The organism is Bradyrhizobium sp. 132 (assembly GCF_023074185.1).
GTDB lineage: Bacteria > Pseudomonadota > Alphaproteobacteria > Rhizobiales > Xanthobacteraceae > Bradyrhizobium.
Genome location: NZ_JADPKY010000096.1, coordinates 21,260 through 34,390, shown reverse-complemented (window position 1 = coordinate 34,390; position 13,131 = coordinate 21,260). Strand labels below are relative to the sequence as shown.

8 protein-coding genes and 3 pseudogenes are annotated in these 13,131 nt (G+C 58.4%); 6 read left to right on the top strand and 5 right to left on the bottom strand.

Features of this window, described 5'->3' with window-relative positions; all coding sequences use genetic code 11:
- The first annotated feature begins 14 nt into the window (after positions 1–14).
- The gene (locus IVA74_RS18620) at positions 15–923 is read left to right on the top strand and encodes a LysR family transcriptional regulator (protein WP_247346984.1); all 909 of its coding nucleotides are present in this window, start codon (positions 15–17) and stop codon (positions 921–923) included.
- Positions 924–1,141: 218 nt separating this feature from the next.
- On the opposite strand, the gene IVA74_RS18615 is transcribed toward IVA74_RS18620, so the two are convergent.
- Positions 1,142–1,681: a DUF2285 domain-containing protein gene (locus IVA74_RS18615; RefSeq protein WP_247346982.1), complete on the bottom strand. Its 540-nt coding sequence runs from the start codon at positions 1,679–1,681 to the stop codon at positions 1,142–1,144.
- 414 nt (positions 1,682–2,095) lie between these two features.
- Complete coding sequence (locus tag IVA74_RS18610) at positions 2,096–2,374, bottom strand: DUF2285 domain-containing protein (protein ID WP_247346980.1); 279 nt, start codon at positions 2,372–2,374, stop codon at positions 2,096–2,098.
- Positions 2,375–2,803: 429 nt separating this feature from the next.
- Here IVA74_RS18610 and IVA74_RS18605 point away from each other — a divergent pair, with 429 nt between their 5' ends.
- Both IVA74_RS18605 and IVA74_RS18600 read left to right on the top strand, forming a co-directional pair.
- Positions 2,804–3,085 (top strand): helix-turn-helix transcriptional regulator, encoded by a 282-nt coding sequence (locus IVA74_RS18605; protein WP_247293715.1) that lies wholly within the window; start codon positions 2,804–2,806, stop codon positions 3,083–3,085.
- 1,342 nt (positions 3,086–4,427) lie between these two features.
- Positions 4,428–4,598, top strand: a complete 171-nt coding sequence (locus IVA74_RS18600; RefSeq protein WP_247347023.1) for a hypothetical protein — start codon at positions 4,428–4,430, stop codon at positions 4,596–4,598.
- Positions 4,599–4,859: 261 nt separating this feature from the next.
- Here the strand turns inward: IVA74_RS18600 and IVA74_RS18595 are convergent.
- From IVA74_RS18595 to IVA74_RS18585, 3 genes and pseudogenes are all read right to left on the bottom strand, one after another.
- Positions 4,860–5,562: pseudogene (locus IVA74_RS18595) on the bottom strand (IS5 family transposase); the annotation flags it as partial.
- An 844-nt stretch (positions 5,563–6,406) separates the two neighbouring features.
- Positions 6,407–8,032 (bottom strand): alkaline phosphatase family protein, encoded by a 1,626-nt coding sequence (locus tag IVA74_RS18590; RefSeq protein WP_247346965.1) that lies wholly within the window; start codon positions 8,030–8,032, stop codon positions 6,407–6,409.
- 115 nt (positions 8,033–8,147) lie between these two features.
- On the bottom strand, positions 8,148–9,362 hold the full coding sequence (locus IVA74_RS18585; protein WP_247346960.1) for a CoA transferase: 1,215 nt from the start codon (positions 9,360–9,362) through the stop codon (positions 8,148–8,150).
- Positions 9,363–10,020: 658 nt separating this feature from the next.
- Here IVA74_RS18585 and IVA74_RS40880 point away from each other — a divergent pair.
- The 3 genes and pseudogenes from IVA74_RS40880 (at position 10,021) to IVA74_RS18575 (ending at position 12,661) form a co-directional block, all read left to right on the top strand.
- Positions 10,021–10,284, top strand: a complete 264-nt coding sequence (locus tag IVA74_RS40880) for an isocitrate lyase/phosphoenolpyruvate mutase family protein (protein ID WP_346730954.1) — start codon at positions 10,021–10,023, stop codon at positions 10,282–10,284.
- A pseudogene (locus tag IVA74_RS40875) lies at positions 10,242–10,553 on the top strand (isocitrate lyase/phosphoenolpyruvate mutase family protein); the annotation flags it as partial. The gene IVA74_RS40880 and the pseudogene IVA74_RS40875, both read left to right, overlap by 43 nt.
- A 1,159-nt stretch (positions 10,554–11,712) precedes the next feature.
- A pseudogene (locus IVA74_RS18575) lies at positions 11,713–12,661 on the top strand (IS30 family transposase).
- Positions 12,662–13,131 lie beyond the last annotated feature (470 nt).

Below are 13,131 nucleotides of genomic sequence, written 5' to 3'. Positions count from 1 at the left end.
GACCGGAGCAGAAAATGGCTGCCGAACACAATGAAGTGCCCCTCAATGCTATCCGGGTCTTTGTGACCATTGCGCGCGAGGGAAGCGTCACGCGTGCGGCGAGCACATTGGGAACGACACAGAGCTCGGTCAGCCGCTATTTGGCTGTGTTGCAAGACTACTTTGGCACGGATCTCGTTCAACGGCGGGGCCGACGCAGTGAATTGACAGAATTTGGAAGGCTCTTTGCGAACGCCGTGGCCGAACCGCTTGACACAGTGTGTTTCACCGCGAAGAGAATGCGGCGGAGGAACCGAACGGACGCCAATCGAATCGTAGTCCACACCTCTCTTTCCACCTTCGCCTACTCCTTCCTGATACCGAATCTCCAGGCGTTCTCTGCCGAGATGGGCGGCGTCGTCGTCGACGTGATCAGCTCATTGTCTCCACCGAGATCCTCCGACAATTTCGACATCCTGCTTACCCGCGATCTTTGTGTCGCTGAACCGGCCGACGATTGGGCGATCTACAATGAGATGCTCGTGTGCGTAGGCTCTCCAAATCACGTCATGGGAAAAACGCTCTCCACTGCCCGCTCAATGCCGATTCTGAATATCACATCGCGGGCCGACATACTGCCCACCTGGCTCAGAGCCATGAACTTGACCGCGAAGGACATCAAGTCGGGGGCGCGATACGATCATAATTACCTTGCTTTGCCCGCCGTCATAACCGGGAAATGCCTGCTGGTGGCGCCGGAAATCATTGTGAGCGATCTCGTGCGTACAGGGGCGCTCCATGTGATACCGGGATCGCGTACTTCAAGCGGCATGCAATATCGGGCCTATGCGGTGGACCGAAGTGACAATCTCGAAGTCGCTCGCGCCTTTTGCCGATGGGTGGCGCGGCTCTGTAAGAAGGCCGCAATTTCGAAAGCCGCCTAATCGCGTATTTGCGTGATGGCGGACGTTTGATCAATCTTTGGAATCTTAGCGTATCCATTTGCACATGCTGACTGTTCCGATTGCCGGCGAGCTCGTCATTTTGCGAGCACCGCGGCCAGCCCGCAAGTGAAGGCGTTAACCCGCGCCCTGCCAAAACGCGTTCAAACCGGCCGACTACGATGGTTTTGTAAGATACGGGCTAGCCGATCAGCCAAAGCTCAGGACGGATCGCCCTCGCCTTTACGCTTGCGACGGAGCAAGGCGCGATAGCCGCCTCGCACCAGAAGCAGCCCGGTCTTGACCAGGCGAATGGTCCGGCTGCGCAGATCGTGCGTTTTCCAGCCGCGATCGGGAATGCGATGCTTGCCGAACAAGCCTTGCGCGATTTCGCGATAGCTGTGTCCCTCCAATGACCCATCGACCGCACGCAAGGCGAGGATGAGCCGACGGCGGGTCAAGATTGGCAGCGTCAGAGGCGGTGGTCCGATGGGGCGCCGTTCGAGCGCCAGCCAAAAACGATGTGCTGCCAGCAAACGAACCTCGAAACTGCCGTCGAACGGCAGGTCGACGGCAAGCGATGAGCCGCTCGGTGGAAGTTCTGTTAGCCACAGGCGATGCTTTGCTCCTCCGAGCGCCACGATGGCATGCCATCCATCCGGCGCATGGCGAAGCTCGCTACCCGCCTGTTTTCTGAAATCCAGATCGTACGACGCTGCCGAGCGGACAGCCGCGCGCAAGGGCAGCACGGTCGCGAGCACCTCGGGCGCCCAGAAAATGGCTTGTTGGTCGAAGGTCTTTTGCGGATCAGCTGCGAAAAGACAGTCCCCACTGCTGCCGGAAATGGTCCGGCATCGCGTCGGATCGTTCGCTCATGGCGAGAGCCAAATAGTCTCGTTGGTACTCGCCGTTGCGGCGTAGCCACTCCCAAGCTATGTCCGCGGCCTCTGCTTTGTTGGCATCGGGATAGGCCTTCTCTGATCTCCAGTCAGCACCTGGCATCGCACCACTTTCCCCGTATGTTCATAACGCACATGCAGGGAATTGCAGCCCGACGAATGTGACTATTTCTGGTTGACCCAATGCAGGTCTTCGCGATTGATGCAGTTTGCGCGATATGACGATCTAATTTTGCGATCGGTCATCACCAGAAGGGACGTCCGTTTCGAACGCACTTATTCCTCACTCTTCGGCCAACCGCGCTGCAGGAGCTGCCGAAAGCCATGACGTGCCGCCCACTTGGCGCGAGCCAGATGGCTTTCAAAAGTACGGCGGGCGCGATCCGGATCCAGGGTGGGATCAATACCAAGCACAATGCGCGCAACGTCCCGCCAATCAGCGTTATCGGCCTCGGCATCCAGTAGACGCATATACGTGACGGCATGTTGCTCGTCATATGGCGTGAGCTGCGGCGCGTTAGGCGCGAAATCTGCGATCTTAGGATCGGACGGCACGGCCTGAAAGTCCTACCAGATTGAGAAGCCTCGATTTTAGGGACGGTAGCCGTATTCAGAACCTCTTCGTAGAGAGCCGATTGTCGCGGCCTGCAGGAGCATTCTTGCCAAAGTCAATATACCTAACAGCGGTGACTGCCGTCGTTCCCTTCAATTCGTTCGCTCCGACCATCGCCAGAATGCATTTGATCGCAGTCCCGTTCCGCTCGATCAGCAGAACTGTCGTCCAGCCTTTCGAATCAAGAGGCGGAAATGGGACGCAGTTCGTCGTAGCTCGTCAGCACAGGCTGATTCGGCGCGCCTTCTGAATCCAGTACCGCTCCTTCATTCGGATTACGGACTCTGCTGATCTGCATTTTGGGCGAACGTACCGCAATAGTATGGTTATAGCCAGTGGTTTGATGGCCGTCGGAATGGCTGCTTTAGCGCATGAAAGCTCGTGCGCTTGTCGCCTGGAATGTGCGCCGGATCCGCGTAGATCGCGGTGTTTCGCAAGAGCGATTGGCATACGATGCCAGGATCGACCGCTCCTATATGGGCGGTATCGAGCAGCAATCGGAGAACCCGACGATCGATCTTCTCGACCGTATCGCGGAAACGCTTGGGGTTCATTTGTCTGAATTCTTTCTTCAGCCACCCAAAGGGGCGACGGCTCCCAAGCCGTTGCGTAAGGGCCGAAAGCCCGTACCCCCACGTAGCAGAAAGAAATAACACTCCTCACGCATGAGCTTTGTACTTGCTGCCCAAGCCGCTCACATCAATTTCGCAACTGCCGCAAACCTCACCGGGGGCGGACAATGGATCCACCGATGTCAGCGCTTGAGGAGTTCAGGCTGTCCTTGTGTATCCTGATGAGCTCCACCAGGTTCTCGCTGCCGTAGTCGGTGAACGCCATGATGTCGTGGTCACCGAGACCGAAGACCAGATGAGGCCGTCCTCGGGGTCCATTCTAAAAGCGACGTCTGACAGCCAGTTCTCGTCTTCGCCGAGACCCGCTCCGGTCGAAATCGATGATCGGTCAGCATGTCGCTGCCGCCCTCCCGGTAACCCTCATACCAGCGATAGAATGTGGCGCGTGGGATACCAAGACCTGTCCCGCCTGGCCAGAAATGCGATTGCTCCACCAGCTAGAGGATTCGGTTTTCCTCGGACGCAGGATATCTCATGCCTCGTCCTCCCCATCCCCGTTCATCCTTTTTTGGGCGACCGGTTCCCTAGCGTAAGGTCGGCCACCGATTTCCTTTGGCGCCGTCGTCTCACGACGCAGATCCTTCACCGCGCCAGAAGTTGCCACACACGTCGTATCGCCGCCAGGCGATGTCTATCGGCCCCGAGGAACTCCTTGAACCCGCCATGTACATTGAGGCGGCAATACCTCGGCCGGCTGAGCGCTAAAGAGATTCTCGTCGCCCTGCAGGCCTTCCTGGACGATAGCATCTTCTCTTCCGAAGGATATTCCGGCGTGTTCTGGCGCCGAATGTCTTTTGGTACTCGTTCTGCTAGCACTTGCCCCGGTCCGTTTTCTATTTCATCGATGCTTCTGGCGGCTACGATGAACCAGAAATCTCTCATCGGCCAAACCGTCAATTTGTCTCAGACGCTGTGACGGCGAGCCCTGATGAACCAGAGCATCCCTTCTCGAAAAGACTGATCAGTCCTCAATTCCTGGCGCCGTACAATGCGGGTCGGCTATACAGAAAATGAGGTCGCAGAAGCCTTAAGGGCATCTCATCGCATTGAGGGTAGTGTGTATTGGCTACCCGTTGGTGTTGACCGGTTGCGCGGCAACGTCAGGGACGACAGGGGGTACCGCCGCTGCAAGCGCCACGGCGCTCGCAGTTACAAAAGCCAATTTTTTCATTCGAGAGTTGCTCCCTTAGATTGGCCCCAGCCGCCCTCAACCTGTCCTATATGGAGGCTCCACGAGCTGTAAAATGCATAGTTTTGATGGGATGCATCTACAGTATGGATGAATATCGCGCGGAGCACCCCGACCGCTGGCTACAGCCGATTCTGCCACCTCTATCGGAGTGGAGTCAGATGATCTCGCCGAGTGCGCCAGGCGTTCGAGCCTGGAGAGAAGCTGTTCATCGGCTTAGCGAGCGACTACGTGCCTGTGTTCGACGCCGCCACCGGCCCGCAGCGGCTGGCCCATGTCTTCGTCGCCTGCTGGAGCATCCAACCGCACGTTTGCCACGGCGCGCTGGTCGCAAGCGGTAGCTGACTGGATTGCGATGCACGTTAATGCTTGGCGGGCGATCGGCGGGCCGACGGCGATCGGCTGGGACGCTCTGAGATCGGCGTAACCGCCATCTGTCGCTATGAGCTCGCCAACCTAACGAGGAGCTGGCCAAGATCACGCCACCTTTGTCCTGCCTATGCGTCCGCGCAAGCCGCGCGATAAGGCGAAGGTGAAAGTGACGGTACAAATCATCCCGCGGTTTTACTGGCAGCCTGCGGAACTTGACGAAGTCTTTTGCATCGTGAGCGTGATCGCCGTCCGCCGGTCAGCATAAGGCTCGATCATGTGCAGCGCCGCCACCCGCTCGGCATGCCTGTCCGCCAGCGTGAGGCAGGCGTCGACGAGCAGGCCGTGGCGGTTCTCCATCAGCCAGTGCCCGATGAAGCACAGTTTTGGCTCCTTGCCTTTGCCCTTGCGGTAGAGCCTGGCATCGGGATCGGTAGTCGAGGCGTGGGTGTCGTTCGAGCGTTTCTCCCTGACGCGCTCTTCATCGAGGCCAAGGCCTCAATCAGCGTGCCATCGACCAAGAAGTGATCGCTCGATAGAAGCTTCTCCACCCTGGGCTGCGCCAGCACCGCCGCCAGGAACTTCGCCGCGATGTCGCCTTCCAGCAGCCGGTCGCGGTTCTTCGAGAACACCGAATGGTCCCAGGCCGCGTCGTCGACGCCGATTCGGCGAACCAGCGGAACAGGAGGTCGTATTCTAACCGCTCCACCAGAAGCCGCTCGGAGCGGACCGAATAAGACGCCTGCAACAGCATCGCCCGCAGCATCTTCTCCGGCGGGATCGACGGCCGCCCAATCGGCGAATAGAGCGCGGCAAACTCGCGCTCCCAGCACCGCCAGCGCCTCGTTCACGATCGTCCGGATCGCTCGCAGCGGACGATCACGCCGCACCCGCGCCTCCAGCTAAACAGCTCACCCGTTCGATTGTCGCCGCCGCGCACACACCATCTCCGAATCTCGTCGGAGCCAATGAATCACGATCGATGCTTCAGCCTGAGCCTTGAGCCATCGATCGCGCCTTCGCGCTAAACACGTCCAGGCGACGCCGAATCTCGCTCCAAGGAACTTAAGTTTACTCCTTCGAGACGGATGCTTGAAGGCCGAGCGCGAACGACCAATCGCTTGATCTTGCGACAAGTTGACAATTGCCCTTCCTGCGCTACCGCGCTGGCTGACATGGCCAGGTACAGCGGCGTTGAGACCCGGCTAAGGCCGAAGTCGGCATCACCACCGAGGACGACATCAAGTGTCGATTGGCGAGGCGATCATCGTCGCGCGTTTAGGGAGACGGCACCAACATTAGTAGTCTTGTTTCGGTGATTGTCGACAAACCGTTGACCGACTGGGGCTGTCGTAGTCGAACCAACGGACTAACACACGATTACAAGAGATTTCCATTCTTCACTTCTTGGAGGGGGACGCGGTGCTTCGGGGCGTTGTCGCCATGGTGCCAATGGGATTGTCGAAGCACGGCAAGGAGGCGCCCTACTCATGGCGTTTGCTCTGCGGAACACAGGTGTTGTTGTTCAACAAAGGCGATGGAGATCGTCGACCGAGGAAGCTCATCCGGATCGATATGGCGTTGATCCGCGCGCAGAGCGGCACAGCTTTCTTGTTTCAAATCCGCCACCATTGCTGCCCAGCGCGACCTTGGACAGCCAATAGCCGAGGCAATCTGAGTCGCCCGCCCTGCTTGACGCTTACAGTTGCAGCCATCAGACGGAAGACAGGCACGAGTAGATCAGCGGCGTTTTTTCACGAGTCGTGATCGACCCTCGCGTACGATCAACTGCGGTAATTGGGTGAAGAAGCATCCGCCGAATCGACGTAGATTGTCGCACCGACCTGCACGCGACGCAGGTCCTGCTGGTATCCACCGGCTCTCGCCTTATGAACCATCTCGATGGCTGGAGGATCCTCGGCACCGAAGATAAGGACCTCCGCGAGGACGCGGCCGGTCATCGTGGACGGTCGCGAAATGCCAAGCAGGCTGAGCACGGTCGGCGCGAAGTCGCAGATGCCCGAAGGCACATGCGATTCCACGCCGCTTCTGATCAACGGGCCCGCTAGAATGCCGAGCGACGACATTTCCTTGGAGTGCAGCCCGCCGTGCACACCGAGCCCAACCGGCGAATTCGGGCTCCAGCAGCGGCCGGGAAAGCCAAAGGAATCGAGACCATCGTCTCCACGAAACGAAAACAATATGTCAGCCGACCGGGGATGATCGGCGAAGACCAGATGACGGGCGAGGCTACCTGGGGCGATCCCATCCTCCCCGCTCTTAGCGGCCGTAAAAACCGGTCCGCACCAAGGGCGTTCCATCATTGCCGCAACCAGGCGGCGGATGGCGCGGTCGGATGGCTCCGTCAGGTAAATGGCGCCAACCTGCCCCGATATGACGACCGCGTCGACCCCCGGTCCTGGCACTTGGCCACAACGCATCCCAGTCGCCTTCAACGTGTCCAAGAGATCAGCCTGCGCGTGCACCGTGACATGGCCATGTTCAGATGCTACGATAAGATGGACGCCCTTGGGCGCTCCTTCAGATTCCCACCAATCCAGCACCCGGCCGAACTGGCGGTCGAGAAAGCGGATCGCCTCCAGCGTCGGCGTCGCGCCAATTCCGCAATGATGCGACGAGGTGTCCGGCTCGCCGAAGGAGAGAATTGCGACATCGGGCTGAATTTGAGGCCAGACCTCGTCAAGTAACGCCGAAGTTAGAAAGGCTTGAGCGGCAAGATCCGGCGTACCGAGAGGCGTCGGCGCGGGCGTCGGCCCAAGCCGCGCCTCGACCCTTTCGAGCAGTGCGGCCGACGTCGCGATGCGAGCGAAATGACCCGAGAGCGTCACTTGGCTCAGGGATCGAGCCTTGTGGTTCAGCATGCGAGTTGCTCCGGCCGAATTGGAGGCGAGAACCGCAAAGGTCTTGCCGTTCGCTGCGAGGATCTCGCCCAGCGACGGCGCGCCGACCAGATGGCCGCCGCTCGCGGCATCAAGGTCCTCGACCAGGCGGTCGTCGCTGGTATCGATCAAGCGCGGCGATGTGGCCAGGCGGTCGACAAACCTGTTGCCGACGATGCCATGACGATCCGGCGTCGCGCCAGTAATCAGGCTCGTCAGTGAAACCCGGGTCTCGCTGGGATAGATGGTGCGCTGCCGCGGTAGCGTAGCACCGCGGCGCCTGAGTTTATCTAGGTTCGGCGTCCGCGATGGACTAACAAGATCGGGTCGAAGCCCGCCAAACAGCACGATGATAACGCGGTTTGGACCTGATCGATCTGACATAATGGCACGCTCGCTTAGCTGATGTTTCAAGGCTCCCACGGCTGCTCGCTTGAAGCGCCGCGACACGGTGAGAGATCGGCACAGGCTGGATGAGACCATGTCACCGATACTTTTTGCGCCGTCCATGTGAACCTTTCCATGATCCCATCACGATTTTCGCTCAGGACGCGAGATCGTTGCCGCGATCATCACACACGACAGCCGCTCCCGGACATCGGTTATCCTGAAGACGCACTCTTCTTTAACGTCCCTCGGAGAGCATTGTCGTCCCGATGATGCCTTTTCCCGCCAACTCTGCAACATAGCTATCGGAGAGCTCGAGAAGCCCAGTCAGGATCGCGCTATTGTGCTGCCCCAGGGTCGGCGCCGCCGCACGAATCGTATAAGGTCCGACCCCTTCGCGGGTCGACATTGATGACTGTAGAGGCGCGCCGATGAAAGGGCGCTCGACTTGCTGCAGAAATCCGCGCGACCTTAGATGGGGATCCTGAAGCAGGTCGATTGGATGCCGAGCTACGCCGGACGCAATGCTTACCGACTGTAATCCGAACATCGCCTGATCTGCATCACGGGTGCGCATCCAGGCTTCGATAGCGTTCTCGATGTTGTCCTCAATGCTACGGCGGGCTTCTGCAGAATTAAGCGACAGGTCCATGGCCCAGTCTCGTCGACCAATAAGAATGGCCAGCCTCTGCCACATCTCATTGTCAGTGGCGGCTATCATAAGCCAGTTATCCTCGCCTTCGCATCGAAAGCGGCCGTGAGGCACGAACTGCGGATGTCGATTGCCGTACCTTTTCGGCGGCATAGGGTCGATCGCGTGGATAGCGAGCCATGGCGCCGCAAATGGCAGCATGCATCCGATCTGGGAAAGGTCAATAAGCTGCCCCTGCCCGGCATCACGGGCACAAATCAGCGCGATCAGAATTGCGGCGCAGCCGTTCAAGCCGCCGATAGCATCTCCGAAAGCAACGTGGCTGATCACGGGCGGCATGCTGGACTTTCCGACTACGCCCGGCAAGCCCAAGCCCTGCTCGAGAGTCGAGCCGTAGGCCCGACAATCGCGACACCTACTATCCGCGCCAAACGCGGACATCGACAGCTTAACCAGTCGAGGGTTGAGCGATCGGAGCACATCACAACCTAATTCGAGCTTCGGCAGGACATCTACTGAATAATTATCGACGACAATATCAGCTTTCGTCAAAAGGCGCTTAACAAGAGCGAGACCTCGTGGCTGGGTGAGGTCGAGTGTAATGCCGCGTTTGTTGCGGTTCATGATGCAGAAGCATGGCGCCCGCTCGTACATTTTATCTTCGATGAAAGCTGGGCGTCGGTCAACGCCACGCCGCCAGTCCGGATATTCGATCGCCTCGATTTTGATGACGTCCGCACCAAGATCGGCCAGGATGCGCGTACACAACGATCCTGCCCACCCCATCGAGAAGTCTATCACGCGAACTCCACTTCCCCTTCTCGACCCATCGCAAACACTGTCTTTCCCGTTCCGACAGCACAACCTCTTTCTCATCGACATCCGCCATGACTTTCTCCTGGGCTTGAGAGAACAAGAACGGCATTAGCAAATGCCATACCATTCCAGTCGCCCAGGCACACTCTCGCCGAATCGGAGCGAGTTCTTCGGAGATAGCGGCTCCACCATCGCGAGGCTGCCATCTCAAGCCGGCCAATTCGAGGAGCTCTCGACAATGTCGTAAACGCCACAACCGCATTACGACAATCGTAGCGGTCGATATCACACTTTGTGTGAAATATCGCCCCTTCACTAAGCGTTCCTCGCGCCAGAGAGCGGGATCAACGCCCATGAACTCATAACGACGACTTTGCGTTTCACGTCAATGCTTGGCAATCATGCATGCCCTTTACGTCAAAACGAACCACCAAAGCTGGTCATTGATCGCCGTCAATCCAAAAGGATATGAACAGCGACGTTTGCGTCAATCGAAGCTCGGCCTTGTAGGATTTGTGCATGCAGTTTCAACCACAAGCCCTTCGGCCCACCGCAGCTCATCAATACACGCGGCCATCGACTGTCGAAAGGCTTCGTGCCGAGGTCTGTTCGAATGGTGCGCTCTCGTTTCTGATGGAGGCGCATGATGGCCGAGCGTTCGGGATTCAAGGGGCTCTGGGCGTCTGGCTTGTCGATTGCCAGCTCGCTGGGCTTTCGCGATGCCAACGAAGCTTCATGGAGCCAGCTCGTCGAGAGCGTCGAACGCATCGTGGATTCGGCTGAGCTACCTGTGCTCGTTGACGGGGATGGGGGCTTCGGCAATTTCAACCCCGCCTCCTTGCACGCAAGCTTTGCCAGGCTGGCGCGGCGGACGTGTCGCTTGAGGACAGCTGCTTCCCGAAGATGAACTCGCTCATTGGTGAGCGGCATCCCCTCGCCGATATCGATGAATTCTCCGGGTGTCTGCGGGCTGTGAAGGATGCGGTCGCGGAACACCTTCTTCTCGTGGCCAGGATCGAAGCGCTGATCGCCGGTCACGGATTGAACGATGCTATCTTGCGTGCTCATGCCTATGCGGATGCAGGAGCCGATGCTGTCTTTTCACTCGCGAAAAAGTACCGCGGACAAAGATTCTTTCGTTCGTCACCGAGTCGCGGACCCGGCTTTCTGTCGTGATCGTCCCGACGACATACTATCGAACGCCAGTCTCCGCCTATCGCGATGCGTGCATCTCCATGGTCTCGTTTGGGCCAATCACTCCATGCGAGCTGCGGCAGCTGCAATGCGGCGCATTTGCGATAGCATCGCAGCTCAGGAGAGCGCTGCCAGCATTGAATCTCATATTGCACCGCTCAGCGAGACTTTCGAACTCCTGAGATATGACGAACTCGCCGCGTCCGAGAAGCGATATCTGCAGCCCGGATAGCCCAGGACAGCAGGGTTTGGCACCTGAGTTTGCCTTCTTCAAAAGCTACCCGTGCACCTCGGTCCCGCTCCAATGTCACCTAACGGGCTGCGACGCACTCCGGAGACGCCCTGGACATCGCAAAACATCTCGCCCTGCGGCTCAAGGAAGCACACACACCGACCGATGCCAGTCTATGCGTCGACTCATACCTATCACTTTCAATCAGCCAGGTGGTCTGATACGTTTGCTGGAGGACCGAACGAAGGCGTTCACGCTCGAGGAGCGACACTCGGGATGAAGAGAGCGATTGAAACGCCTCTGAATGCTCCCAGGCATGCGCTCATTCTTTCCGCTGGACTGGGCTCTCGTCTGCGGGCACTAACGGAGCTGCCCCCCTCGTCCAAATTAATGAGCTCCCATCCTGCACAACGCGCTACATCAGCCTTGGGCGTGCCGGCGTGGAGCAGGTGACAATTGTTGTCGGGTATCGCAAAGAGGCGATCCAAAATGTCTGTGGCAGCCGCTTTGGCGGTGTTGCGATCAAGTACGTGGAATCCCTTGTTTACGACCATAATGGGAGGACCTATTCGCTCTGGTTGGCGCGTGACGCGCTCCTTTCCGGGGACCACCCTCTCATTGAGGGGAACGTCTTCTTTGAGGGGCGGGTTCAACTGGTCAGCGCAACACTCTAATCTTTATCGAGGATGGAGTGTGGATATGAAACAGCGACGTCGCATTTATTACTCGGCAGCCCAACGGTCTGAGATCTGGGATCGCTGGCAGGCTGGGGAGCCGATGAGCGCGATCGGGCGCCGGTTTGACCGGGAGTCCTCTTCTGTCTTCTCGGTGATCTCGCCAACGGGCGGAATTCGTCCTCCGGATCGACGCCGTTCCAAGCAGACACTCAGTCTTTCTGAATGAGAGGAAATCTCTCGATGGCTCAGCATGCGCTGCTCATTTCGGTCGATAGCGACCCACTTGGGACGATCTGCGTCAACCATCAGCCGTGAAGTCCAGCGCAATGGCGGGTCGGACCGCTATCGGGCAGCCCGGCCCGATCAGGCTGCCTGGGATCGAGCGCGGCGTCCCAAGCTTTGCAAGCTGGCTTGCCGTCCGTTCTTGAGGCGGACAGTATCGACCTTGCTGCGGCGTCAATGGTCCCCTCAGCAAGTTGCCGGCTGGCTCAAGCGCACATATCCGAGGGAGCCTCGAAAGCAGGTGTCACACGAGACGATCTATCGGAGCCTATTCATTCAGGCGCGCGGCGTGCTGAAAAAGGAGCTTCTTGAGCACCTGAGGGCGAGGCGCACGGTCCGCCGATCCAGGCACGCCAGCATGAAACGAAACGGGCTCGGCCAGATCAAGAACGCCGTATCCATCAGCGAGCGACCGCCGTCGGTTGAAGATCGTGCGGTGCCGGGCCATTGGGAGGGCGACCTGATCGGTGGATCGGGGAATAGTTATGTCGCAACGCTTGTCGAGCGCCATTCGCTACGTGATGCTGGTCAAGGTTGCGAACAAGGATACCGAAAGCGTTGTCTCGGCACTGATCAAGCAATCGCAGCGATTGCCTAGCGAACTTTACCGGTCGCTGACCTGGGACAGAGGCAAGGAGCTCGCAGACCATAAACGCCTGACATTGGCCACCGAGGTCGAGGTCTACTTTTGTGATCCTCGATCTCCCTGGCAACGCGGGTCCAACGAAAACACCAACAGATTGCTGCGTCAGTATCTTCCGCGTGGCACCGATCTGTCCTTGCACAGCCAGGCCAAGCTCAGTGCCATCGCAAGGCAGCTCAATGAAAGGCCGAGAAAGACCTTGCTCTATCAGACGCCGGCTGAGAAGTTCGCAGAATGTGTTGCAGCGATCGGTTGAACTCGCCGGAAAATGTATTGCGGTAGCTGATCATCAGTGAAGCGCCCGACGCGGCTGCTGTCGCCCCCTTCCATGAGCGGACACAGGGATTAGGGGTCCTGCTGTCCCATCTTGGCTTCATTTCAAAATTTCGTTTAAAGCAAACCGCGAGAAATCTCATTGGGGATGGCCCTCCTCTTTACAAGGCGATGAATCTATTGCGGCTATCCCCGTCTACTCTGCGGATGTCGGAGCCGGAGCTACCCAAGCCAATACCGAGAAGCTTCTTTCCTAATCTCGTGGAAACACGAGACCTGCAGCTTGCTGCCGTGAGGGGCGATAATCTCAGGTGGTACGAAATCGATGATGCGGAGGCGAGCCCCGGCGCCGGCTTGGACTTCGTCTATCTTTGCATTCACCACAGTCCCGCCTCGCTTCTGGGAGATGAAAGCCGAACGAGAAGGCGTACAGTGCAGTTCCATTTCTAAAGG

Coding starts and splice junctions, on each gene's coding strand:
- IVA74_RS18620 (WP_247346984.1), top strand. CDS start 15: ATGGCTGCCGAACACAATGAAGTGCCCCTCAATGCTATCCGGGTCTTT.
- IVA74_RS18605 (WP_247293715.1), top strand. CDS start 2,804: ATGAAAGCTCGTGCGCTTGTCGCCTGGAATGTGCGCCGGATCCGCGTA.
- IVA74_RS18590 (WP_247346965.1), bottom strand. CDS start 8,032: ATGGACGGCGCAAAAAGTATCGGTGACATGGTCTCATCCAGCCTGTGC.
- IVA74_RS40880 (WP_346730954.1), top strand. CDS start 10,021: ATGATGGCCGAGCGTTCGGGATTCAAGGGGCTCTGGGCGTCTGGCTTG.